The following is a 25882-nucleotide window of genomic DNA, read 5'->3' on the forward strand; positions in this document are numbered from 1 at the left end:
AGTAGAAGATTAAGAGAAATATAGAAAGAGATTTCATGAAACAATTTTTAGAACGGGCCAGTATTTTGGCTCTCTCCCTCGTTTTGATTACATCCTTTTCCATCTCGAGTGCTCTGCCAGCCATGTTTGACTATTATCAAGGCTATCCTAAGGAACAAATTGAGCTTTTGGCGAGCTTGCCATCCTTTGGAATTATGATCATGTTACTGCTAAATGGTTTTTTAGAAAAAATATTTTCTGAGCGCATACAGATTAGTTTGGGATTATTGATTTTATCACTGAGTGGAACGGCTCCCTTCTGGTATCAAGGTTATCCCTTTGTCTTTGGGACACGGATTCTTTTTGGTTTGGGTGTTGGGATGATCAATGCCAAGGCAATTTCTATTATCAGTGAACGCTATCAAGGAAAAACGCGAATTCAGATGCTAGGGTTACGTGGTTCTGCAGAGGTCGTTGGAGCTTCTCTCATTACCTTAGCAGTCGGCCAGTTGTTAGCTTTTGGTTGGACAGCTACCTTCCTAGCCTATAGTGCTGGATTTTTGGTGCTAACCCTTTATCTGCTCTTTGTCCCTTATGGAAAGGAAAAGAAAGAAGTCAAGAAAAAGGAGAAGGAAGCAAGTCGCTTAACTCGGGAAATGAAAGGCTTGATTTTTATCCTAGCTATTGAAGCAGCAGTTGTAGTTTGTACCAATACGGCTATTACCATCCGTATTCCAAGTTTGATGGTGGAAAGAGGACTTGGAGATGCCCAGTTATCTAGTTTTGTTCTTAGTGTCATGCAGTTGATTGGGATTGTGGCTGGTGTGAGTTTTTCTTTCTTGATTTCTATCTTTAAAGAGAAACTGCTCCTCTGGTCTGGTATTACCTTCGGCTTAGGGCAAATCGTGATTGCCCTGTCTCCATCCTTGTGGGTGGTAGTGGCAGGAAGCATTCTTGCTGGTTTTGCCTACAGTGTAGCCTTGACGACGGTCTTTCAACTTGTCTCTGAACGAATTCCAGCTAAACTCCTCAATCAAGCAACTTCATTTGCTGTATTAGGCTGTAGTTTCGGAGCCTTTACGACCCCATTTGTTCTAGGTGCAATTGGCTTACTAACTCACAATGGCATGTTGGTCTTTAGTATCTTAGGAGGGTGGTTGATTGTAACCTCTATCTTTGTCATGTACTTACTTCAAAAGAGAGCTTAGGATTGGTTTCCTAAGTTTTTCTTTTTGTGAATTTTGTACCCAGACAATATTTGTTTTAGAATCTTGTTTACAGATTATTTTCTTGATAAAATAGAAGTTATGACAAGATACAAAGCAACTATTTCCTATGACGGTTACGCCTTTGCTGGTTTTCAACGCCAGCCTCATGCGCGTAGCGTTCAGGAAGAAATTGAAAAAACCTTGACCAGGTTAAATAAAGGGGGAGCCATTACTGTTCACGGTGCTGGTAGGACTGATAGTGGGGTTCATGCTTTGGGACAGGTGATTCATTTTGACTTGCCCTATCAAATGGATGAGGAGAAGCTCCGTTTTGCTCTAGACACTCAGTCCCCTGAAGATATTGATGTGATTTCGATTGAGCTTGTGGCGGATGATTTTCATTGCCGTTATGCTAAGCATAGCAAGACCTATGAGTTTATTGTGGATAGAGGACGTCCCAAGAATCCTATATGCCGTCACTATGCCACTCACTTTCCCTACCCACTCGATGTGGAACGCATGCAGATTGCAATCAAAAAGTTAGAGGGAACCCATGATTTCACTGGTTTTACAGCCTCTGGGACTAGTGTAGAGGATAAGGTTCGCACCATCACAGAAGCTAGTTTAGCAGTTGATGAGACAGGTCAGTTTTTGACCTTTACCTTTTCAGGAAATGGTTTCTTGTATAAGCAGATTCGAAATATGGTGGGGACACTGCTCAAAATCGGAAATAATCGTATGCCAGTGGAGCAGATTGACCTCATCTTGGAGAAAAAGGACAGGCAGCTTGCAGGTCCCACTGCAGCACCAAATGGTTTGTATTTAAAGGAGATTCGTTATGAAGAATAATCGTATTTTAGCACTTTCTGGGAATGATATTTTTAGTGGTGGTGGCCTGTCAGCTGATTTGGCTACCTATACCTTGAACGGCTTGCATGGTTTTGTAGCAGTGACTTGTTTGACAGCCTTGACGGAAAAGGGCTTTGAAGTCTTTCCAACTGACGATACCATTTTTCAACATGAATTAGATAGCTTGCGTGATGTGGAGTTTGCAGGGATTAAGATTGGTCTTCTCCCTACTGTCAGTGTGGCTGAGAAGGCATTGGACTTTATCAAGCAACGCCAAGGAGTTCCTGTGGTATTGGACCCTGTCTTGGTCTGCAAGGAAACGCACGACGTAGCAGTTAGTGAACTCTGCCAAGAGTTGATTCGCTTTTTCCCTCATGTCAGTGTGATTACGCCTAATCTTCCTGAAGCAGAATTATTGGCTGGTCAGGAAATCAAAACCTTGGAAGACATGAAAGTTGCAGCGCAGAAATTGCATGAATTAGGAGCGCCAGCAGTCATTATCAAGGGAGGCAATCGCCTTAGTCAGGACAAGGCTGTAGATGTCTTTTATGACGGACAAACCTTTACAGTCCTAGAAAATCCTGTCATCCAAGGCCAAAATGCTGGTGCAGGTTGTACCTTTGCCTCAAGCATTGCCAGTCACTTGGTTAAAGGTGATGAACTTTTACCAGCAGTAGAAAGTTCTAAAGCTTTCGTTTATCGTGCCATTGCACAAGCAGATCAATATGGAGTAAGACAATATGAAGCAAACCAAAACAACTAAAATCGCCCTTGTATCCCTATTAACCGCCCTTTCTGTGGTTCTAGGTTATTTCTTAAAAATTCCAACACCGACAGGAATTCTAACTCTCTTAGATGCGGGTGTCTTCTTTACGGCCTTTTACTTTGGTAGTCGTGAAGGAGCTGTAGTCGGAGGACTAGCAGGTTTCTTGATTGACCTCTTATCAGGCTACCCTCAGTGGATGTTCTTTAGCTTGGTCAACCATGGCTTGCAGGGATTTTTTGCAGGATTTAAAGGGAAAACTCAGTGGTTAGGCCTCGTTTTGGCAACTATTGCCATGGTAGGGGGCTACGCCTTGGGTTCTACATTGATGAATGGCTGGGCAGCAGCCCTACCAGAAATTTTACCAAATTTCATGCAAAATATGGTAGGGATGATTGTAGGATTTATTCTTAGTCAAAGTATCAAGAAGATTAAGTAAAGAGGCTGAGTCAAAAGTCTTTCAAATAAGAAAAACGCATAGTATCAGGTGTTGAAAGCTTGATACTATGCGTTTTATTGTGGGAAGATTTTCGAAAAATATTAATCAAAATAAAGCAAGTCTTTGCTGGTGCTTGTAAAGAGGTCGAAGCCATCCTTGGTAACAACACCGCAGTCTTCAATACGGACACCGACTTTACCAGGGATATAGATACCTGGTTCAACAGAGAAGCACATGCCTTCTTCGATGACCATGTCGTTTCCTTCCATGATAGATGGGAATTCGTGGACATCCATACCGATACCGTGACCAAGACGGTGGTTGAAGTACTCGCCGTAACCAGCTTTTTCAATGACCTCACGGGCCGCGCGGTCCACTTCATGAGCAGTCACACCTGGCTTGATAAAGTCAAGAGCAGCTTGTTGGGCTTCAAGAGTTAAGTTGTAAATATCTTTCTTGAATTGGTCTGGTTTGCCGACAGCGACCGTACGAGTCATATCTGACGCATAGCCGTTGACTAGAACACCAAGGTCAAAGAGGAGAAGAGCATTATTTTCAACCTTATTTGCTGCTGGAATGCCGTGTGGATTTGCAGCATTATCACCTGTCAAGACCATGGTGTCAAAGCTCATTTCATAGCCTTCACGTTTCATAGCAAAGTCAATTTGAGCGATGATATCTGTCTCAGTCTTATCAAGAGAAATATTGTCAAAACCAACCTTAACAGCCTTGTCCGCATAGAGACCTGCAACCATCATTTTTTGCACTTCGTCAGCTGATTTGATGAGGCGCATGCGTTGGATACGAGGAGTGAGGTTTTCAAACTCAGCAGTTTCAAAGACTATTTTCAAGCCATGATATTTGGTCAAGATGAGATTGTCAAACTCAACAGCGACACGTTTGAAATCAAGCTGTGGAAGAGCATGTTTCATTTTTTGCCATGGATTTTCAGAATCCACATAGCCCACAACTGGGAAGGAAACAGTGCTAGTAGCACGCTCAACTTCAAGGGCTGGGACAAAGAGGAGGGGTTCTTGATCCGCTAGGATAAAAAGGAACATTTGGCGTTCATGGGGATCACTGTAAAAGCCAGTGAGGTAATTGATTGTGACGGGGTCAGATACGACAGCGACGTCTAGTTTTTCTGATTCAAGATATGTTACGATTTGTTGTAATTTAGACATATGCTACCTTCTTTCTACTCCTCTATTTTGGCAAAAAAAGAGAGAAAATGCAAGGGAGAAGGGTAAAAGAACAGCTAAAAAGAACTCCGATAAGATAGGGAGTTCTTTGATATCATTTTCCTTTGTTTAAGAAAAGTCAGCCTTGCTTTTGACGTCGCTGTATTCTTCAGCGATTTCTTGGCTGAGGATGTCCTCATAGGCAGGAAGTTGGATATCTTGACCGTATTTCTTCTTGAGGGCAGTAGTGACCAGGCGATAAGCTAGATTGGCATTACGAGAGAGGATAGGCCCGTGGAAGTAGGAACCAAAGACATTCTTATAATGAACCCCTTCGCCGACTTTTTCTTCGTTATTTCCATTTCCATAGACAACCTGTCCCAGCGGTTTTTGGTCATCTGAGAGGAAGGTACGGCCCTGGTGATTTTCAAATCCATAATAGGTTTCATCGAAATCTTCATTGTGAATCTTGATGTCACCGATAAAACGGTTATTGGTCTGGTTGAGGGTGTAGTGGCCCATGACCCCTAGCCCTTCGATGCGTTTGCCTGAAGCTTCAACATAATATTGCCCCAATAGTTGGAAACCACCGCAGATAGCGAGAACCACACCGTCGTTTTGGATGTAGTTGTCAATGCTCTCTTTTTTAGCAGGTAGGTCGTCCGCAATAATACTTTGTTCAAAGTCTTGACCGCCACCGAAAAAGGCAATGTCGTAGTGATTTTCATCAAAATCATCATGAAGAGAAACGATGTCAACGGTCACATGGGCTCCCAGTTTTTCAGCAACATACTTGAGCATGAGGATGTTTCCATTGTCTCCGTAGGTATTCATGAGATTTCCGTAGAGGTGGGCAATGTTGAGCTGATAGGGGTAATTGCCAGCTTTTGAGGAAAGTGAAGTATAAACCATTAGTTCATCTCCTTTCTAACAATCTGACGACTAGCCAGCAGTTCGCGGAATTCAAGCATAGCAGTATAGGTAGCCAGAATATAAGCATGCTTGCAGTCTTGGTTCTCAATGGTCTTAAGAACTTGCTCCAGACTACTTGTTTCAGTAATTTTATCAGCTGGATAGCCAGTTACTCGTAGACGACGTGCGATTTCAGAATGACGAACACCGCCAGCGTTGATTTCAGGAATGTCCATGTCAGTGATTTGTTCAAAGTCCGCATCCCAGATCCAGCTGGTATCGATACCGTCTGCATAGTTGGCATTGAGGAGAACAGATAGACTAAATGGATAAGGAGCCAGTTTAATCATCTCGATAGCTTGGGTAGCGCCGACTGGATTTTTAATCAAGACAAGGGTACATTCTTTATCACCGATATGGAAGGTTTCCTGACGTCCAAAGACAGCACGGCTCTTATCAAATCCCTGCTTGATGAGTTGTGAATCTGCACCAAGGAAACGGGCGATGGCAACCGCAGCTAGGGCGTTGTAGATATTGTAGAGACCACCGATTTGAATACCGTATTCTTGTCCGTCAATGACAAAGCGAGAGCGATTGTTGGTCAACTCAACTAGTTCTGTCAAGCGATAGTCGAGATCAGGACGTTTACATCCGCAGCTTTCACAGATATAGGCACCCAAGTTTGCATAGGTATTATGCTCATATTTGAGGATTCCTTGGCAATCAGGACAGAGAATCCCTTCGGTATTATAGTGAGCCAGCTGGGCTGGACCTTTCTCCAAGTCAAAACCAAAATACTCTACAGGATTTGGAATAGCTGGCTTGTAGAAAAGTGGACTGTCTCCATTAAGGAGAACAGTGGCAGTAGGCACCTTACGAATAGCATCCAAAATCATCTTGTAAGTTGTGTAAATCTCACCATAGCGGTCCATCTGATCACGGAAGATATTCGTGACGACAAAAAGGCTTGGCTGGATATAGTCACAGATACGAGATAGACTGGCTTCATCGATTTCCAGAACGGCAATATTTTTCCCAGTTTTAGATGATTTGGCAGTCAAGAAGGTTGTTGCGATCCCTGTAATCATGTTGGCACCGCTTGGGTTGGTCAGAACTTGACCATAAACCTCTTTTAAAATGCCGACAGTGAGGGCAGTTGTCAAGGTTTTTCCGTTGGTTCCAGTGACCACGACAATCTCGTAGTTCTTAGCTAGGTTTTGTAAAATATCTTTATCAAATTGAAGGGCGAGTTTTCCTGGGAGCGTACTTCCACGGCCAAGACGACTTAAAACGAAGTGGGAAGAACGCCCAGCAAGAAGGCCCAAAGTAGTTTTTAATTTCATGTTTCTATTATATCATAAAAGAGGGAAAAGACAGATTTGATACTCTTCGAAAATCAAATTCAAACCGCGTCAGCTTCGCCTTGCCGTACCCAAGTACAGCCTGCAGCTAGCTTCCTAGTTTGCTCTTTGATTTTCATTGAGTATGAGATTTCGCAGAAGTAAAAACAGCCCAAAGAGGGCTGTCAGTTAAGATGAGATTGCAACTTAAATCGCAAACAAGTCATTCAAGTTCTCAGCCAAGGTTGGGTGAGTGAAGATTTGTTTTGTAAAGTAAGTGTAAGGAATCTTGTTGTCCATAGCAACAGTAATGATGTTGATGATTTCTTGAGATCCTTCTGAGAAGATGCTTGCTCCAAGAATTTCTTTTGTTTCAGTATTAACCACAGCTTTGAAGGCTCCGCGAAGGTCTCCGTTCACGTGACCACGAGGCATGGCTGCAACAGGAATTTCCTTAACGGCGTATGGAAGTTTCAAATCAGCTGCTTGGCTTTCAGTCAAACCGACTTGTGAAAGGGCAGGTGTGATAAACATGGTGTTTGGTACATTGAGACGATCTTCAAGCGTGTAGCTGCCATCTCCAGCAAGGTAGCTGTAAACAACACGGAAGTCATCAAGTGAAATGTAAGTAAATTGAAGACCACCGTTGACATCCCCAACTGCAAAGACACCAGGAACGTTTGTTTGACAATGTTTATCTACTTTAATAGCGCCACGTTCAGTAAGTTCAATGTCTGTATTTTCAAGTTGAAGTGGTTCTACGTTTGGCTTACGTCCAGTTGCGTAGAGAAGGGCGTCGAAACGGTAAGTTTCATTTTCAGTTACGACAAGGACTTGGTCACCGTCGTTTTTGATTTCAGTAGTACGGATATTTTGAAGCAATTCAATACCGTCTTCTTCCATGTATTGTTTAGCAAGAGCTGCGATGGAAGGTTCTGCACGAGGTAGGAATGTATCCAAGGCATCTAGGACTGTAACCTTGCTTCCAAGTTTGTTGTAAAGACCAGCAAATTCAAGACCGATATTTCCACCACCAAGGACTCCAAGTTTTTCAGGCAATTTGTCCAAGTTTTGGATACCTGTTGAGTCAAAGACGTTTTTGCTTGTAGCGAGTCCAGGGATTGGCAAGACATTTGAAACAGCACCAGTGTTGATGACGATTGTTTCAGCAGTCAGTTCTTTCTTTTCATCACCAGCTTGGATTTCGATGACTTTGTTTGAAAGGAAGTGAGCTTCCGCATCAAAGATATCGACGCCTGTACCAGCAACAGTAGCATAGTTTTTACCGTTGAGGCGACCAGTGATAGTGTTTTTGGTAGCAAAAACTTCTTCAAAAGACAAGTCTTTCTCAGCAGCAACTAGCAAAGTCTTAGTTGGGATACATCCGATGTTGATACAAGTTCCACCGTACATAGCTTTGCTACGTTCAACGAGGGCAACTTTTTTGCCAGCCGAAGCAAATTTACCAGCTAGTGTTTTACCAGCTTTACCAAATCCGATAACGATTAAATCATAAGTTAACATTTAGAGTTCCTCCTATTCGATTTTCATTCTAGCACAAGAAAAAAACTTTTGCACAATTCTGCTACGCTTTAAAAAAGTTTATGAAATAGTGGAAATTTCATCCTTATTTTATCAGAAAAATCGTTTACATGAGTTTATCGATGGATTGGGCTATCTTTTGCTTCTCTCTTGTGTTATACTAGATAGGTTGCAAAGAAAACAGTACTTTTCTTTTGTGGAAAAGAAGCAACACGATTTTATATCCAGTATATGAAAATACGTCATAAAAAGAAAAGTATAAACTAAGCCCTATAGGGTGGCTTCGCACCACCTTTAGAAAGAAGAATATCGTGAAATTTAATGAATTAAACTTGTCTGCTGATTTGCTAGCAGAGATTGAAAAAGCTGGTTTTGTAGAAGCCAGTCCGATCCAAGAACAAACCATTCCCTTGGCCCTTGAAGGCAAGGACGTTATCGGTCAAGCTCAGACTGGTACAGGAAAAACTGCAGCATTTGGCTTGCCTACCCTTGAAAAAATCCGTACAGAAGAAGCGACTATCCAAGCCTTGGTCATCGCTCCAACTCGTGAACTCGCTGTCCAAAGTCAAGAAGAACTCTTCCGCTTTGGTCGCAGTAAGGGAGTCAAGGTTCGCTCAGTATATGGTGGATCAAGCATTGAAAAACAAATTAAGGCTCTTAAATCTGGTGCCCATATCGTGGTGGGAACACCTGGTCGCCTTTTGGACTTGATTAAACGCAAGGCCTTGAAATTACAAGATATTGAAACTCTTATTCTTGACGAAGCGGATGAAATGCTCAACATGGGCTTCCTTGAAGACATTGAAGCTATCATCTCACGTGTCCCTGAAAGCCGTCAAACCTTACTTTTCTCAGCAACTATGCCAGATGCCATCAAACGTATCGGTGTTCAGTTTATGAAAGAACCTGAGCATGTGAAGATTGCTACTAAGGAATTAACAACAGAATTGGTTGACCAGTACTATATCCGAGTTAAAGAACAAGAAAAATTTGATACCATGACTCGTCTCATGGATGTGGAACAACCAGAACTTGCTATCGTATTTGGTCGTACCAAACGCCGTGTAGATGAATTGACTCGTGGTTTGAAAATCCGTGGCTTCCGTGCAGAAGGAATTCATGGCGACCTAGACCAAAACAAACGTCTTCGTGTCCTTCGTGACTTTAAAAATGGCAATCTTGATGTTTTGGTTGCGACAGACGTTGCAGCGCGTGGCTTGGATATTTCAGGTGTGACCCATGTCTATAACTACGATATTCCACAAGATCCTGAAAGCTATGTTCACCGTATCGGTCGTACAGGTCGTGCTGGTAAGTCAGGTCAGTCTATTACCTTCGTTTCACCAAATGAAATGGGTTACCTCCAAATCATTGAAAACTTGACTAAAAAACGCATGAAAGGTCTCAAACCTGCAAGTGCAGAAGAAGCATTTCAAGCAAAAAAACACGTAGCTCTCAAGAAAATCGAACGTGATTTTGCAGATGAGACTATCCGTGCCAACTTTGAGAAATTTGGTAAGGATGCTCGTAAGCTAGCTGCCGAATTTACTCCAGAAGAATTGGCAATGTATATCTTGAGTCTGACTGTTCAAGATCCAGATAGCCTTCCAGAAGTGGAGATTGCACGTGAAAAACCACTACCGTTTAAACCATCAGGTAATGGCTTCGGTGGTAAAGGTAAGGGAGGTCGTCGTGGAGATGACCGTCGTGATAATCGCCGTGGAGACAACCGTCGTGGTGGTCGTCGTGATGATTTCAAAAAAGGAAGTCGTGGCAACGATCGTTTTGATAAGGAAAAACGTTACCGTAAAGATAATAAAAAACCACGCAATACTTCAAGCGAAAAGCAAACAGGCTTTGTTATTCGTAACAAGGGCGATAAATAAGAAAAAGCGGTTCAAAATGAATCGCTTTTTTATATAAGGAGACCGAATGGAAAAAGAAAGATAAATAAAATAAATATATTATCTTCTTGTAATATTATAATACACAAAAATAAGGGGCTTGTCAATAGAAAAGAAGCAATTTAATTAAAAATATTCTTGTTTTTTCAAATTGCAATTAAATAAGCAATTTTCAGATAATAATTGAAAATTCAAGCTGTTTATGTTATAATGATAGCGATTAAATTCGAGGTGAAAAATGGCACATTTATTAGAAAAAACTAGAAAAATTACTTCTATCCTGAAGCGCTCAGAGGAGCAGTTGCAGGAAGAACTTCCCTACAATGCGATTACCCGTCAATTGGCAGACATTATTGACTGTAACGCCTGTATCGTCAATAGCAAGGGACGTCTCCTTGGCTATTTTATGCGTTATAAAACCAATACAGACCGTGTAGAGCAATTCTTCCAAACTAAGATTTTCCCGGATGAGTACATTCAAGGTGCGAACATGATTTACGATACAGAAGCCAATCTGACAGTTGATCATGATTTAAGTATTTTTCCTGTGGAAAGTCGTGCCGACTTTCCAGATGGTTTGACAACAATTGCACCGATTCATGTATCAGGGATTCGCCTTGGTTCTTTGATTATTTGGCGCAATGATAAAAAATTCGAAGACGAGGACTTGATCCTTGTTGAGATTGCGAGTACCGTTGTTGGGATTCAACTCCTTAATTTCCAACGTGAAGAAGATGAGAAAAATATTCGCCGCCGTACTGCTGTTACCATGGCGGTTAATACTCTGTCTTACTCCGAACTTCGTGCTGTTTCAGCAATTTTAGGGGAATTAAATGGAAATGAAGGCCAGTTGACTGCGTCAGTGATTGCAGACCGTATCGGAATCACCCGTTCTGTGATTGTCAATGCCCTTCGTAAACTTGAGTCGGCAGGGATTATTGAAAGTCGCTCACTTGGAATGAAGGGAACCTATCTTAAGGTCTTGATTTCAGATATTTTTGAAGAAGTGAAGAAAAGAGATTACTAATGACTAAGGCTTTGATTTCGATTGATTATACAGAAGATTTTGTTGCAGATAGTGGAAAATTGACAGCAGGTGCTCCAGCTCAGGCGATTTCGGAAGCTATTAGCAAGGTGACTCGATTAGCTTTTGAACGCGGAGATTACATCTTCTTTACCATTGATGCTCACGAAGAAAACGATTGTTTCCATCCAGAAAGCAAGCTATTTCCTCCTCATAATTTGATTGGGACTAGTGGACGGAATTTATACGGAGATTTGGGGACCTTTTATCAAGAGCATGGTTCAGACAGTCGTGTCTTTTGGATGGATAAACGTCATTACTCAGCTTTTTCGGGTACTGACCTAGATATCCGTTTGAGAGAGCGTCGAATTTCTACAGTTATCTTAACAGGAGTCTTGACGGATATCTGTGTCCTGCATACAGCTATAGATGCCTATAATCTAGGATATGACATTGAGATTGTTAAACCAGCTGTTGCATCTATCTGGCCTGAAAATCATCAATTTGCCCTAGGTCATTTCAAAAATACACTCGGGGCTAAGTTAGTAGATGAAAATCTAAATGAACTTTCTGAGTAATTTGGTTGATGAAATGAAAAAAATTGAAAAAAAGTGTTGACAAGCATCCTAAAAGTTGATATACTAGTAAAGTAATCGACGCGGGGATGGCGGAATTGGCAGACGCGCAGGACTAAGGATCCTGTGACCGCTTTAGGTCGTGAGGGTTCAAGTCCCTCTCTCCGCATAGGATAAGAGTTAGCTTAGGCTAGCTCTTTTTTTTCATCTAATTCAAGTAGAGCAAAAAAATTTTTGCTCTTTTTTTGTATTTCATAAACATTTCATATTTGGATTTTATAATAGTTTTACAAATATGGAGGTGACAAATGAATCCAATCCAAAGAGCTTGGGCTTATGTCAGCAGAAAACGACTGAGAAGTTTTATTTTATTTCTGATTTTATTGGTCCTATTGGCTGGAATTTCAGCCTGTTTGACTCTGATGAAGTCCAACAAAACAGTGGAAACCAATCTTTACAAATCACTCAATACCTCTTTTTCTATTAAGAGGATAGAAAATGGTCAGACTTTCAAGTTGTCAGACCTAGCATCTGTCAGCAAGATTAAGGGACTGGAAAATGTTACTCCTGAACTCGAGACGGTCGCAAAATTAAAAGACAAGGAAGCGGTGAGTGGCGAGCAGAGTGTGGAGCGTGATGATTTGTCAGCTGCGGATAAGAATTTGGTTAGCTTAACGGCTCTTGAAGATTCATCTAAGGATGTGACCTTTACCAGCTCGGCTTTCAACCTAAAAGAAGGGCGACACCTTCAAAAAGGGGATTCAAAGAAAATCATCATCCACGAAGAGTTGGCTAAGAAGAATAGTCTTTCCCTTCATGACAAGATTGCCTTAGATGCTGGTCAGTCAGAATCTGGTAAAGGACAAACTGTCGAGTTTGAAATCGTCGGAATCTTCTCTGGTAAAAAACAAGAGAAATTTACAGGCTTGTCTTCTGACTTCAGTGAAAACCAAGTCTTTACAGACTATGAAAGTAGCCAAACTCTTTTGGGAAATAGTGAAGCTCAAGTCAGTGCAGCACGCTTCTATGTAGAAAATCCTAAGGAAATGGACGGACTCATGAAGCAGGTGGAAAACTTAGCCTTGGAAAGTCAAGGCTACCAAGTTGAGAAGGAAAATAAGGCCTTTGAACAAATCAAAGACTCAGTTGCTACCTTCCAAACCTTCCTAACCATCTTCCTTTATGGGATGTTGATAGCTGGAGCCGGAGCCTTAATTCTGGTCTTATCTCTCTGGTTGAGAGAAAGGGTCTATGAAGTGGGGATTTTACTGGCACTTGGAAAAGGCAAGAGCTCGATCTTCCTACAGTTCTGTTTAGAGGTAGTTTTGGTATCTCTCGGTGCTTTGCTTCCAGCATTTGTTGCAGGAAACGCCATCACATCTTACCTACTCCAAACTCTACTAGCAAGTGGAGATCAGGCAAGCTTACAAGATACACTAGCCAAAGCAAGCAGTCTATCAACCAGCATCCTATCTTTTGCAGAATCCTATGTTTTTCTGCTCTTGATTGGTTGCTTGTCTGTAGCCCTTTGTTTCCTATTCTTATTTAGAAAATCGCCGAAAGAAATTTTATCATCTATTAGTTAAGAAGGAGAAATCATGACTTTATTACAATTACAAGATGTTACCTACCGTTATAAGAACACTGCTGAAGCAGTCCTATATCAGATCAATTATAATTTTGAACCCGGGAAATTTTACAGTATTATTGGTGAGTCGGGAGCAGGAAAATCCACTCTCTTGTCCCTCCTTGCTGGTCTAGATAGTCCTGTTGAAGGTTCTATCCTTTTTCAAGGAGAGGATATTCGTAAGAAGGGCTATTCTTACCATCGCATGCACCATATTTCCCTGGTCTTTCAAAATTATAACTTGATAGATTATCTTTCTCCACTGGAAAATATCCGCTTGGTCAATAAAAAGGCAAGCAAGGATACACTGCTTGAGCTTGGTTTGGATGAAAGTCAGATCAAGCGGAATGTTCTCCAGTTATCAGGTGGTCAACAGCAACGTGTTGCCATTGCTCGTAGTTTGGTCTCAGAAGCTCCAGTTATTCTAGCGGATGAGCCAACGGGAAATCTGGACCCTAAAACTGCTGGAGATATTGTCGAACTGCTCAAATCACTTGCCCAGAAAACAGGTAAATGTGTCATCGTCGTAACTCACAGCAAAGAAGTGGCGCAAGCATCAGATATTACACTTGAGTTGAAAGATAAGAAACTAACTGAAACTCGCAATACGACGAAATAATATGAACTTTTCTCTTAGAACTATAAAATAGAACAACATCTAGAAAGGGAACTTATGTTACACAACGCATTTGCCTATGTTACAAGGAAGTTTTTCAAATCGATTGTTATCTTCCTGATTATTCTCCTCATGGCGAGCTTGAGTTTGGTCGGCTTGTCGATCAAGGGAGCTACTGCCAAGGCTTCTCAGGAGACCTTTAAAAATATCACCAATAGCTTCTCCATGCAAATCAATCGTCGCGTCAATCAAGGTACGCCACGTGGTGCTGGTAATATCAAGGGTGAAGATATCAAAAAAATCACCGAAAACAAGGCCATTGAGTCTTATGTGAAACGTATCAACGCTATCGGAGATTTGACTGGCTATGAACTCATCGAAACGCCAGAAACCAAGAAAAATCTAACACCTGACCGTGCTAAACATTTTGGAAGTAGCTTGATGATTACAGGTGTCAATGACTCCTCTAAAGAAGACAAGTTTGTCTCTGGTTCTTATAAGCTGGTCGAAGGTGAGCACCTAACAAACGACGACAAGGACAAGATCCTCCTGCACAAGGACTTGGCAGCCAAACACGGCTGGAAAGTAGGGGACAAGGTCAAACTAGACTCCAATATCTACGATGCAGACAATGAAAAAGGTGCCAAGGAAACAGTCGAAGTGACAATCAAGGGACTCTTTGATGGTCATAATAAGTCAGCAGTAACCTACTCACAAGAACTCTATGAAAATACAGCTATCACAGACATTCACACTGCTGCAAAACTTTATGGATACACAGAAGACACAGCTATTTATGGGGACGCAACCTTCTTTGTAACAGCGGACAAGAACTTGGATGATGTTATGAAAGAGTTGAACGGTATCAGCGGTATCAACTGGAAGAGCTACACACTTGTGAAGAGCTCCTCTAACTACCCAGCTCTAGAGCAATCCATCTCTGGTATGTACAAGATGGCTAACCTCCTCTTCTGGGGCAGCTTGAGTTTCTCAGTTCTTCTCCTTGCCCTCTTACTCAGCCTTTGGATCAATGCCCGTCGCAAGGAAGTGGGTATTCTCCTCTCTATTGGTCTCAAGCAGGCAAGTATCCTGGGTCAATTTATCACAGAATCAATCTTGATTGCCATCCCTGCTCTTGTTTCTGCTTACTTCCTAGCCAACTACACAGCGCGTGCAATCGGAAATACTGTTCTTGCCAATGTCACTTCAGGTATTGCCAAGCAAGCCAGCAAGGCTGCTCAGGCCTCTAACCTTGGTGGTGGTGCAGAAGTAGATGGCTTTAGTAAGACCTTGTCGAGCCTAGATATTTCCATTCAGACATCGGACTTTATCATCGTCTTTGTCCTAGCCTTGGTTCTAGTGGTTCTCGTTATGGCGCTTGCTTCAAGCAATCTCCTCAGAAAACAACCAAAAGAGCTTCTGCTGGATAGTGAATAACAAACTTGCTACCTATTCTCCCCTAAATGGGGTATAATATAGGTAGCATTTTTATCTATTTTATCTTGATAAGGCCTCTTCCTTTCAGGATGAAATTGAGATGATTTACAAGAAATTTAAAGGAATGTGAAACGTTTTTTCTATGAAAATTTTAATTGTAGAAGATGAAGAGATGATCCGTGAGGGGGTCAGTGATTATTTGACGGATTGTGGTTATGAAATCATTGAGGCGGCGGACGGTGAGGAAGCCTTAGAAAAATTTTCCAGCTATGAAGTAGCCTTGGTTTTACTGGATATTCAGATGCCCAAGCTCAATGGCTTAGAAGTCCTAGCTGAGATTCGTAAAACCAGTCAGGTTCCTGTTTTGATGTTGACTGCATTTCAGGATGAGGAATACAAGATGAGTGCCTTTGCCTCTTTGGCAGATGGCTATCTGGAAAAACCTTTCTCCCTCTCCCTCTTAAAAGTGAGGGTGGATGCGATTTTCAAGCGATACTACGATACAGGACGAATCTTCTCTTATAAGGCTGCCAGGGTGGATTTTGAGAGCTACAGTGCAAGCCTAGCAGGTGAGGAAGTAGCTATCAATGCTAAAGAGTTGGAAATTCTTGATTATTTGGTTAAAAATGAAGGAAGGGCCTTGACCCGATCTCAGATAATCGATGCCGTATGGAAAGCGACTGATGAGGTTCCCTTTGACCGCGTCATTGATGTTTATATCAAGGAATTGCGGAAAAAGCTAGACTTGGACTGCATCCTCACTGTGCGCAATGTTGGCTATAAATTGGAGCGAAAATGAAACGAACAGGTTTATTTACAAAGATATTTATCTATACCTTCTCGATATTTAGTGTTCTGGTTATCTGCCTTCATTTAGCTATTTATTTTCTTTTTCCTTCTACTTATCTGAGCCACCGACAGGAAACCATTGGTCAGAAAGCGACAGCCATTGCCCAGTCCCTAGAAGGTAAGGATAGGCAGAGCATCGAGCAAGTGTTAGACTTGTATTCCCAGACTAGTGATATCAAGGGGGCCGTTAAGGGCGAGATGACCGAGGACAAGTTAGAAGTCAAGGACAGCCTTCCTCTGGATATGGACCGTCAGACCACCTCTCTTTTTATCGAGGAGCGCGAGGTGAAAACGCAAGACGGTGGTACTATGACTCTCCAGTTTCTAGCGTCCATGGACTTGCAAAAGGAAGCAGAGCAAATCAGTCTCCAGTTTCTTCCCTATACCTTGCTGGCATCCTTTCTGATTTCCCTCTTGGTGGCCTATATCTATGCTCGGACCATTGTTGCTCCGATATTGGAAATCAAGCGGGTGACTCGTAGAATGATGGAGCTAGATACACAAGTGCGATTGCGCGTGGATTCTAAGGATGAGATTGGTGATCTCAAGGAACAAATCAATAGCCTCTACCAGCATCTTTTGACTGTCATTGCAGACTTGCATGACAAGAATGAAGCTATTCTCCAGCTGGAAAAGATGAAGGTCGAATTCTTACGAGGGGCTTCTCATGAATTGAAAACACCGCTGGCTAGTTTGAAAATCCTGATCGAAAACATGAAAGAAAATGTCGGACGTTATAAGGATAGAGACCACTATCTGGGAGTTGCCTTGGGGATTGTGGATGAGCTCAATCACCACGTTCTCCAGATACTTTCTCTCTCGTCTGTGCAGGAATTGCGAGATGATAGAGAAGAAATTGATTTGCTCCAGATGACGCAAAGTCTAGTCAAGGATTATGCCTTGCTAGCCAAGGAAAGAGAGCTTCAGATTGATAATAGCTTGTCCCATCAGCAGGCTTATCTAAACCCATCAGTTATGAAGTTGATCCTTTCTAACCTTATCAGCAATGCTATCAAGCACTCTGTTCCAGGTGGCTTAGTTCGCATTGGAGAAAGAGAAGGAGAACTCTTTATCGAAAATAGCTGTAGTCCTGAAGAACAAGAAAAACTGGCCCAGTCTTTTTCTAACAATGCTAGTCGCAAGGCCAAGGGGTCTGGGATGGGGCTCTTTGTGGTCAAAAGTCTATTAGAACATGAAAAATTACCTTATCGTTTTGAGATGAAGGAGAATCGTTTGACATTCTTCATAGCTTTTCCAAAAGTCGCCCAAGACTAGAGATAGAAAGGGTTTACATAGATGAAGCTAGAAGAAATTCAATCGAAACTGCGGGAAAAACTAGATTTTTTTGTCAAAAAGTGATAAAATGAACAATGTAAATGGGATGACCCATAAAAATATACAGGAGGCCTGATAAAATGGCAATCGTTTCAGCAGAAAAATTTGTCCAAGCAGCTCGTGACAACGGTTATGCAGTTGGTGGATTTAACACAAACAACCTTGAGTGGACTCAAGCTATCTTGCGCGCAGCAGAAGCTAAAAAAGCTCCAGTTTTGATCCAAACTTCAATGGGTGCTGCTAAATACATGGGTGGTTACAAAGTTGCTCGCAACTTGATCGCTAACCTTGTTGAATCAATGGGTATCACTGTACCAGTAGCTATCCACCTTGACCACGGTCACTACGAAGATGCACTTGAGTGTATCGAAGTTGGTTACACTTCAATCATGTTTGACGGTTCACACCTTCCAGTTGAAGAAAACCTTAAATTGGCTAAAGAAGTTGTTGAAAAAGCACACGCTAAAGGTATCTCAGTAGAAGCTGAAGTTGGTACTATCGGTGGTGAAGAAGACGGAATCATCGGTAAAGGTGAATTGGCTCCAATCGAAGACGCTAAAGCAATGGTTGAAACTGGTATCGACTTCTTGGCAGCTGGTATCGGTAACATCCACGGTCCTTACCCAGCTAACTGGGAAGGTCTTGACCTTGACCACTTGCAAAAATTGACAGAAGCTCTTCCTGGATTCCCAATCGTATTGCACGGTGGATCAGGTATTCCTGATGAGCAAATCCAAGCAGCTATCAAACTTGGTGTTGCGAAAGTTAACGTTAACACTGAATGCCAAATCGCATTCGCTAACGCAACTCGTAAATTTGCTCGTGACTACGAAGCAAACGAAGCAGAATACGACAAGAAAAAACTCTTCGACCCACGTAAATTCTTGGCTGACGGTGTAAAAGCTATCCAAGCATCAGTTGAAGAACGTATCGACGTATTCGGTTCAGAAGGTAAAGCTTAATCTAGCTGAATAATATAGAATAGAAACCTGCCCATGAGGGTGGGTTTTTTGGTGTCTGGATATATAGCGAATATACTGTAGAAGAGCCAATCTTAAATTGCTAAACGAAAGTAATTTTTTACAATGATTCTAAGATTACCCTTAGCGAACGAATATAACAGCTTTACACCTGTTTTCAAAGGAAATCACTGTCTTTCCCAAAGTAAATTGGAACACCTAATTTTTAGGAATACAGAGTAGCTAAATTAATGATAGAACTTTCATTCAAAATAACAATATGATTTTTCTAGTTTCGTGACCTAAGTAGCAAAAGTATCTAAATAAGAGAGATAAAAAATAATAATAAAAACCAATAATAGTTGACTTTTTTGAAAGAAAATCTTAAAATAAGACTATAAAATTCAACGAGGTACTCTATGGAAAATTTACCAACCCAAATTTTTAAGTTTTCTCAAGTATTTTCAACAAGTCACAAGAGAGATATTGAGAAAATATTTTATGATAATGAGTTTGAAACTAAGAATAGTCAACCAATTTTAACTTGGGATTTTATTTATCGTGATATTGTAAATACCGCCAAAGTAAATGATTTAATATCACCCACTATGTGTATGGGGGCTCTGTGGACGGCAAAAGGAGTAATTATTGAGGGTGTTCTATATGTTTTTATGATGAAGAAAAGATTTGAAGATGTAACTGATAAATACGAAAAGCATCACTATCTTACTTGTATAGCACGTGCGAAAAATTCTCATTTAAATGGAAAAGAAGACGGTAAACTATCCATTGAATTATTTAATGATCTGGATGATGATGGGTTGAGTGATTCACAAATTGAACAAGCGAAGAAATTATTGGGAGATCATTATAATTCGATTGATGAGATTAGGGTTGTTACCTTTGATAAAAAAACTAAAGAAGTGATTGTTAATCAGGTAAATGCCTTTTGTGAATTTATTGATGCTGTAAATATCACAGAATTTGATTTTACAAAACTTGAAGAAGATGGACGTGAAAATAATCCTGAGAAACCTCTTGTTGCATTGAAATCTGACGTACAGAAACAATTGGAGTCACAAAAGCATGTAAGTCTTCCTGTTGAAAAGAAGGAAGAGAATACTAAACTATGATATTTTATATAACACAGGAGTAAATAATGCTTCAGATTAGTTTTAATGGTGCTCGCTTAAAAGAGGCAAGACTTTTTAACAAAAAAAGTATTACTCAGATTGCAGAGTTTTTAAACGTTTCAAAACAAATGGTTTCTAAATATGAAAAAGGAAGAGCAACGCCAAGTGAAGAATCGTTAGAAATATTGGAAAAGAAATTAAAGTTTCCGAGAGATTTCTTTTTTGGAAATGATAATTTTAGCTTAAGTTCTACAGGCACATTTTTTAGAAGTCGTTACACAGCGACTCAAACAGAAAAAATGCCTGCAGAAATAAATAAAAATTATGTTGCTTTAATAAGAGATTACTTGGGAGAATTTATTGATTTTCCAAATCTTGACTGGGGTCTTTCTGGTTTAGACTATACTCCACAAGAATACGCAAGCTACATAAGAGAGAAATGGGAACTTGGAGATAGACCAATTGATAACTTGTCGTTGTTGATGGAAGAAAAAGGTTTTGTTATTTCTAGAATAGACACTCAGAGTGATAAAGTTGATGCTTTTGGTTCAGCTGTTAAAGTAAATAATAATGAGTATTATGTTGTTATGTTAGAAGGGACAGAGTATTCATTTTATCGTCAGCAGTTTAGTTTAGCTCATGAATTAGGACATTGGTTAATGCATGAAAATTGTAAGTCGCCTCAAGACATGGGAGCAATTGAATATAAGCAAATGGAAGACGAAGCGAATGAGTTTGCGGCTGAATTTCTATTGCCAAAGGATTCGTTTAAAGCTTCTATCATTGGGCATGAAAATGATCTAGAGTACTACAGGTATCTAAAAAGAATTTGGCAAGTTTCAATTAGTATGATGATAATGCGTGCTAAGTCATTGAATATCATAGATTCTAATGAGTATACAAACTTGTATAAGAAACTTAGTTACAGAGGTTGGAGAAAAAATGAGCCCTTAGATTCAACAAAATTGATTAGCAATCCTCTATCTTTAAAACAGTCAGTAGAGCTATTAGTGGAAAATAGAATTGTGATGGACATATCTGCTGATATTTATAGAGTATACAATAAATTGTTGCCTAATTTTTTAATTGAGGATTTATGCGGCTTAGAGGCAGGATATCTTGATGAACTGAATGATAGGTATCCAAATATTATTAGTCTTACTAAAGAAAGAATAAGAAGAACATAGAATAGTCCGAAGCATAATATGTGATTAAACATTTGTAGGGATTGTAGAATTAGGAGAACTATGGATATTGGTATTCGTGCTGATGGAATGACTACATCAGACTTTGAAAATTTTGCCATTGAAATTGTAAAGAAAAAATTTGATAATAGTAGTTTACATGGATTTAAGGAAGGAAGGGATGATGGTATTGACGGCATTGATGATATTGCTTCTCCGTCTCTCGTTATCCAAGCTAAACGCTGGCAGGTAACAAAAAATCATGCTACAGCTGTAAAAATTTTGAAAGAGGAAATTGATAAGATTGCTCTGACTAAAGAAAAATATGGTTGGAAAAATGATTTCAATTATGTTATTGTTACAAGTATGGGCTTATCTCCTGCAAACTTAAAGGAGATACGTGATTACGCAGATACAATAATTCCTAATGCTATTCCAACTGATGATTATATTATATTCTCTTCTACGTTAACAACTCTTTCCCAACATAAAGAATATAGTGAGATTTTTATAAAGTATGGATTGCTGGAGAAAGATATAACAAATGTATTGAGAAATATTAAGTTGAAAAATATAGAAGCGGAATCAAAAGACTATTTTTCAGATTTTGATGCTCATTATTTTGTTGAAACACGTTTTCTAGGAGAAGCTTATCATATTTTACAAAGGGAGCATATTTTATTAATTCAAGGGCCAGCTGGAATTGGTAAAACAACGACTTGTTCAATGCTTGGAAATCTATTTTTAAATAATAATAAGAATATCTTTGATATCATTATGCGTAGAGTAGAAGATATTAATGAAGTTCTTAGATTATATAATGAAAATTATCTAGATAATGAGGATAGAAATCTTTTTGTCGTTTTTGATGACTTCTTGGGGCGTAATGAGTTTGATGTTGGAGAGAGGGTATTACAAGATATAAAAAAATTATATTCGGCCTCTACTAACACCAATAACCTTTTTATTTGTTTAAACTCTCGTACTCAAATTCTTCAAGATGCAACACTGATAAATTTTGAGTTTCAAAAATTAATAGATGAAAAATTTACAGAGCAAAGAAGATTTATCATTGATTTATCTAAGTATTCTGATATTGACAGAGCTTACATTTTCAGGAAAGTATTTGAACGAAAAGTACAATATCTTACAAGTGCCGATAAAGTAGAACTTGTAGAAAAATATAACAATCTTATTGGCAAGGATTGGAAGAAAATTGTACGACACCGAAATTATTTTCCTAGGTCAATAGAATTAATAGCAAATAATTTCAAGGAAGCTAGCGGAAGTTTTTATGATTATGTAATGTATTATCTTGACCATCCCAATCAGCTTTATAATAATTTATTCGATAATCTAAAGATTGAAGAGAAATATTTGCTATTTTCTTTATTACAATTCGATGCTTATCCTGTTGAAGAAGAGTGGTTAATAAATTCACTTCATACTTTGGAACTTAATTCAATATTTGATTTTAAAAAATCGTTAAAAAAACTAGACGGCTCATGGCTAGCTTTTACAAAGGAAAGCTTTGACAGTATAAGTAAGGTGGACTTTTTTAATCCTAGTATTATTGACTTTTTAAATGATAAATTAAAAGAGTATCCCAATATAACCCAAAAATTAACTCAGAATTCTATTTATCTTCATCAATTATGTAAAGGATGCGGTAGTTATATTTTAGGTGAATTAACTGACACACAGAATATGTTTTTTAGTAAACTATTAGCTGATTGGAACAACTTCAAAGATAAAGATGATTTTATTGGCGAAAAAATCCTATCCATTATATATTTAAATCAATTTTCAAAATTTAAGACTGATTTTGAGGAGTTGCTGAGAATATATGATGGGCGGAATAATTTAAATATTTATCAGAATGGGTGGAGTAATATTATTAGTCAGATTTATTTTTCTGATAATAAAGCAATGAAAAGAGTATTTCTGAGTATTCTTGACGATAAAAGTGTTTTAGATAAGCTAGTAAAAAGTCCTTATCTTGATTCGGAAGAACTAGATGCTATTGTAAATACAATAAGTAAGATAATTTATGAGGTAAGTATAGAAAATGATGATTATCAAGAAGGTTCTTTAAAAGAGATGTACTGCTATAGCGTTTTTAGACAGAAAAAAATTGAGTTGCTCCAAGATTATTTAGACAGTAGAAGTACTTTGGACGAGGAAGACGTTGATTTTACTAATGATCCAGATGGCTTTGATTTAGATTGGGAAGTTGAAGGACAGGTTTCAGAATTTCAAGAAAAGTTAACTGAAAAGTTAACGGATATTTATCAATGGGATGATATCAAAGTGGAGGAATTTGATTATTCCAGTTTACAATTAAATCTTGAAGAATATCTGCAACAGAAATACAATAGCTTTTTATATGCGGATGAAGCCTATGATAGATGGAGAGATGCGCAACTTGAAGAAAGGATTACAGAAGAAAGTGATACATTAGAAAGTATTTTAAACAAACCATTGTTATAGTTTAGAAAGTAAGATGCTAGACTAATCTCAGAAGTCACTAGAATCTTATATACACAACCTATTTTTCGTACAATAACATTCTGAAAAACTAAAATAATATAATATTGGCTTTTTAGATTCATTCTTGTGTTTTAGTCTCCACATTTGTATTTCACAAAATCTGTTTACAAAAAGGAAAATGAATTACTAACATCCATGAGTCAAAAATTCGTAGTTAATAGACATCTAATGAATGTCTATGATATCAGAAAAAACGATTTTACTTAGATCACACGGGAATTTGATAGGAATGCTACTACATCACTTTGATTCCAGTTTTGATTATGAAAAATGGGAGCAAATGACCTTTCCAGATTGTTTTCTAATTGATAGAAATGGGATTGTGAAAAGAATTATGAAAGATTAGTTCTTTGATTAAATAGTGAATCATATTGATCAAAATCGTTTGCTTTTTACAATTCGTAACCTGCCCATTGGGTGGGTTTTTTTGTGTTTTAAGGAAACGATTAGACCAGAATTTTTGATTAAAAGTATTATTTTAAGAGAAAAATTTTCAATTTCATAAATTTTAGGCAAACGCTTGCATTCTAGTTTTTATTGGATTATAATAGGTTGGTATAAAGCCTTTTGTAGTAATAAAATGTAGAAGGTATAGAAAGTAAGGATTTAGAATACTTGTAGTCAAAAACACAATGTTGCTATTCCTTACATAGGGAGATAGATATGGCAATGATAGAAGTGGAACATCTTCAGAAAAATTTTGTGAAGACTGTTAAGGAACCGGGGTTGAAGGGGGCATTACGCTCCTTTATTCATCCTGAAAAACAGACCTTTGAAGCGGTCAAAGATTTGACCTTTGAGGTTCCCAAGGGGCAAATTTTAGGCTTTATTGGGGCCAATGGTGCAGGGAAGTCGACAACCATTAAAATGCTGACAGGAATTTTGAAACCGACATCTGGTTTTTGTCGGATTAATGGCAAGATTCCCCAGGACAATCGTCAAGATTATGTCAAAGATATTGGCGTAGTTTTTGGACAACGAACCCAGCTATGGTGGGATTTGGCACTGCAAGAGACCTACACGGTTTTAAAGGAGATTTATGATGTACCAGACTCGCTCTTCCATAAGCGTATGGACTTTTTGAATGAAGTCTTGGATTTGAAGGACTTTATCAAGGATCCCGTGCGGACTCTTTCACTGGGTCAAAGGATGCGGGCGGATATTGCGGCTTCCTTGCTTCACAATCCCAAGGTTCTCTTTTTAGATGAGCCGACCATTGGTTTGGACGTTTCGGTCAAGGATAACATTCGTCGGGCTATTACCCAAATCAATCAAGAGGAAGAGACAACCATTCTCTTGACCACTCACGACCTGAGCGACATTGAGCAGCTCTGTGATCGGATTTTTATGATTGACAAGGGGCAAGAGATTTTTGATGGAACGGTTAGCCAGCTTAAGGACACATTTGGCAAGATGAAGACTCTTTCTTTTGAATTGCTACCAGGTCAAAGTCATCTCCTTTCTCACTATGAAGGCTTTTCGGATATGACTATTGATAGACAAGGGAATAGCCTCAACATTGAATTCGATAGTTCTCGCTACCAGTCAGCTGATATTATCAAGCAAACCTTGTCTGATTTTGAAATCCGCGATTTGAAGATGGTGGATACGGATATTGAGGATATTATCCGACGCTTCTACCGAAAGGAGCTCTAAGATGGTCAAATTGTGGAGACGTTATAAACCCTTTATCAATGCAGGGGTTCAGGAGTTGATTACTTACCGAGTCAACTTTATTCTTTATCGGATCGGCGATGTCATGGGTGCTTTTGTGGCTTTTTATCTTTGGAAGGCTGTCTTTGATTCATCGCAGGAGTCCTTGATTCAGGGCTTCAGTATGGCAGATATCACCCTCTACATCATTATGAGTTTTGTGACCAATCTGTTGACCAGGTCTGATAGCTCCTTTATGATTGGGGAGGAGGTCAAGGATGGTTCCATTATCATGCGTTTGTTGCGACCAGTGCATTTTGCGGCCTCTTATCTCTTTACTGAGCTTGGTTCCAAGTGGTTGATTTTTATCAGCGTTGGACTGCCATTTTTAAGTGTCATTTTTTTGATGAAAATCTTATCTGGGCAAGGGATTGTAGAAGTGCTGGGATTAACTGTCCTTTATCTTTTTAGTTTAACGCTGGCCTATCTGATTAACTTTTTCTTTAATATCTGTTTTGGGTTTTCAGCCTTTGTGTTTAAAAATCTTTGGGGTTCCAATCTACTCAAGACTTCCATAGTGGCTTTTATGTCTGGAAGTTTGATTCCCTTGGCTTTCTTTCCAAAGGTTGTTTCAGATATTCTGTCCTTCCTGCCTTTTTCATCCTTGATTTATACTCCGGTCATGATTATCGTTGGGAAATACGATGCCAATCAGATTCTTCAGGCGCTCGCTTTGCAGTTTTTCTGGCTCTTAGTGATGGTGGGCTTGTCTCAGTTGATTTGGAAACGAGTCCAGTCATTTATCACCATTCAAGGAGGTTAG

The 25882-nt window shown here is 39.5% G+C and carries 22 protein-coding genes, 1 tRNA gene and 1 pseudogene; 20 read left to right on the forward strand and 4 right to left on the reverse strand.

What is annotated here, in order from left to right; all coding sequences use genetic code 11:
- The first annotated feature begins 35 nt into the window (after positions 1 to 35).
- The 4 genes from MK480_RS04195 to MK480_RS04210 all read left to right on the forward strand — a co-directional run bounded on the left by MK480_RS04195 (position 36) and on the right by MK480_RS04210 (position 3238).
- Entirely contained in the window at positions 36 to 1187 is a 1152-nt protein-coding gene (locus tag MK480_RS04195) for an MFS transporter (protein WP_247927763.1), read from the forward strand.
- A gap of 99 nt (positions 1188 to 1286) precedes the next feature.
- Positions 1287 to 2036 (forward strand): tRNA pseudouridine(38-40) synthase TruA, encoded by a 750-nt coding sequence (gene truA / locus MK480_RS04200; RefSeq protein WP_084925640.1) that lies wholly within the window; start codon positions 1287 to 1289, stop codon positions 2034 to 2036.
- Entirely contained in the window at positions 2026 to 2799 is a 774-nt protein-coding gene (locus MK480_RS04205) for a bifunctional hydroxymethylpyrimidine kinase/phosphomethylpyrimidine kinase (RefSeq protein WP_084888663.1), read from the forward strand. The genes truA and MK480_RS04205 overlap by 11 nt, the downstream gene beginning before the upstream one ends.
- The gene (locus MK480_RS04210) at positions 2777 to 3238 is read left to right on the forward strand and encodes an ECF transporter S component (protein ID WP_084888661.1); all 462 of its coding nucleotides are present in this window, start codon (positions 2777 to 2779) and stop codon (positions 3236 to 3238) included. Before MK480_RS04205 ends, MK480_RS04210 begins: the two co-directional genes overlap by 23 nt.
- A 101-nt stretch (positions 3239 to 3339) precedes the next feature.
- Here MK480_RS04210 and MK480_RS04215 read toward each other — a convergent pair whose 3' ends face one another.
- The 4 genes from MK480_RS04215 to MK480_RS04230 form a co-directional block, all read right to left on the reverse strand.
- Entirely contained in the window at positions 3340 to 4422 is a 1083-nt protein-coding gene (locus tag MK480_RS04215) for a M24 family metallopeptidase (RefSeq protein WP_268707225.1), read from the reverse strand.
- A gap of 126 nt (positions 4423 to 4548) precedes the next feature.
- Entirely contained in the window at positions 4549 to 5331 is a 783-nt protein-coding gene (gene gatD, locus MK480_RS04220; protein WP_000263163.1) for a lipid II isoglutaminyl synthase subunit GatD, read from the reverse strand.
- On the reverse strand, positions 5331 to 6674 hold the full coding sequence (gene murT / locus MK480_RS04225) for a lipid II isoglutaminyl synthase subunit MurT (protein WP_268707226.1): 1344 nt from the start codon (positions 6672 to 6674) through the stop codon (positions 5331 to 5333). Before murT ends, gatD begins: the two co-directional genes overlap by 1 nt.
- A gap of 204 nt (positions 6675 to 6878) precedes the next feature.
- On the reverse strand, positions 6879 to 8195 hold the full coding sequence (locus MK480_RS04230; protein ID WP_268707227.1) for an FAD-containing oxidoreductase: 1317 nt from the start codon (positions 8193 to 8195) through the stop codon (positions 6879 to 6881).
- A 329-nt stretch (positions 8196 to 8524) separates the two neighbouring features.
- Here MK480_RS04230 and cshA point away from each other — a divergent pair, with 329 nt between their 5' ends.
- The 16 genes and pseudogenes from cshA (at position 8525) to MK480_RS04305 (ending at position 25882) form a co-directional block, all read left to right on the forward strand.
- Positions 8525 to 10099 (forward strand): degradosome RNA helicase CshA, encoded by a 1575-nt coding sequence (cshA, locus tag MK480_RS04235; protein ID WP_268707228.1) that lies wholly within the window; start codon positions 8525 to 8527, stop codon positions 10097 to 10099.
- A 256-nt stretch (positions 10100 to 10355) separates the two neighbouring features.
- Positions 10356 to 11144: a GTP-sensing pleiotropic transcriptional regulator CodY gene (gene codY, locus MK480_RS04240; protein WP_120718906.1), complete on the forward strand. Its 789-nt coding sequence runs from the start codon at positions 10356 to 10358 to the stop codon at positions 11142 to 11144.
- The gene (locus MK480_RS04245) at positions 11144 to 11719 is read left to right on the forward strand and encodes a cysteine hydrolase family protein (protein ID WP_057487095.1); all 576 of its coding nucleotides are present in this window, start codon (positions 11144 to 11146) and stop codon (positions 11717 to 11719) included. Before codY ends, MK480_RS04245 begins: the two co-directional genes overlap by 1 nt.
- A gap of 80 nt (positions 11720 to 11799) precedes the next feature.
- Positions 11800 to 11885, forward strand: a tRNA-Leu gene (locus MK480_RS04250).
- A gap of 139 nt (positions 11886 to 12024) precedes the next feature.
- On the forward strand, positions 12025 to 13302 hold the full coding sequence (locus MK480_RS04255) for an ABC transporter permease (protein ID WP_268707229.1): 1278 nt from the start codon (positions 12025 to 12027) through the stop codon (positions 13300 to 13302).
- 12 nt (positions 13303 to 13314) lie between these two features.
- On the forward strand, positions 13315 to 13962 hold the full coding sequence (vex2, locus tag MK480_RS04260; protein ID WP_000173751.1) for an ABC transporter ATP-binding subunit Vex2: 648 nt from the start codon (positions 13315 to 13317) through the stop codon (positions 13960 to 13962).
- A gap of 54 nt (positions 13963 to 14016) precedes the next feature.
- Complete coding sequence (gene vex3 / locus MK480_RS04265; protein ID WP_268707230.1) at positions 14017 to 15396, forward strand: ABC transporter permease subunit Vex3; 1380 nt, start codon at positions 14017 to 14019, stop codon at positions 15394 to 15396.
- Between the two features lie 142 nt (positions 15397 to 15538).
- On the forward strand, positions 15539 to 16195 hold the full coding sequence (vncR, locus tag MK480_RS04270) for a response regulator transcription factor VncR (RefSeq protein ID WP_268707231.1): 657 nt from the start codon (positions 15539 to 15541) through the stop codon (positions 16193 to 16195).
- Positions 16192 to 17520 carry a sensor histidine kinase VncS gene (gene vncS / locus MK480_RS04275; RefSeq protein WP_268707232.1) on the forward strand — a complete coding sequence of 443 codons (1329 nt, stop codon included), beginning with the start codon at positions 16192 to 16194 and terminating at the stop codon, positions 17518 to 17520. Before vncR ends, vncS begins: the two co-directional genes overlap by 4 nt.
- 140 nt (positions 17521 to 17660) lie before the next feature.
- The gene (locus MK480_RS04280; protein WP_001019001.1) at positions 17661 to 18542 is read left to right on the forward strand and encodes a class II fructose-bisphosphate aldolase; all 882 of its coding nucleotides are present in this window, start codon (positions 17661 to 17663) and stop codon (positions 18540 to 18542) included.
- Between the two features lie 416 nt (positions 18543 to 18958).
- The gene (locus tag MK480_RS04285; protein WP_268707233.1) at positions 18959 to 19672 is read left to right on the forward strand and encodes a DUF5986 family protein; all 714 of its coding nucleotides are present in this window, start codon (positions 18959 to 18961) and stop codon (positions 19670 to 19672) included.
- Between the two features lie 26 nt (positions 19673 to 19698).
- On the forward strand, positions 19699 to 20859 hold the full coding sequence (locus tag MK480_RS04290; protein WP_268707234.1) for an XRE family transcriptional regulator: 1161 nt from the start codon (positions 19699 to 19701) through the stop codon (positions 20857 to 20859).
- Between the two features lie 60 nt (positions 20860 to 20919).
- Positions 20920 to 23346: an ATP-binding protein gene (locus MK480_RS04295; protein ID WP_268707235.1), complete on the forward strand. Its 2427-nt coding sequence runs from the start codon at positions 20920 to 20922 to the stop codon at positions 23344 to 23346.
- A gap of 244 nt (positions 23347 to 23590) precedes the next feature.
- Positions 23591 to 23752, forward strand: a pseudogene (locus MK480_RS10070) (phosphoglycerate mutase); the annotation flags it as partial.
- 317 nt (positions 23753 to 24069) lie between these two features.
- The gene (locus MK480_RS04300; protein ID WP_268707236.1) at positions 24070 to 25062 is read left to right on the forward strand and encodes an ABC transporter ATP-binding protein; all 993 of its coding nucleotides are present in this window, start codon (positions 24070 to 24072) and stop codon (positions 25060 to 25062) included.
- Between the two features lies 1 nt (position 25063).
- Positions 25064 to 25882: an ABC transporter permease gene (locus tag MK480_RS04305; RefSeq protein WP_268707237.1), complete on the forward strand. Its 819-nt coding sequence runs from the start codon at positions 25064 to 25066 to the stop codon at positions 25880 to 25882.

Source organism: Streptococcus mitis (assembly GCF_026782895.1).
Classification (GTDB): domain Bacteria; phylum Bacillota; class Bacilli; order Lactobacillales; family Streptococcaceae; genus Streptococcus; species Streptococcus mitis_CB.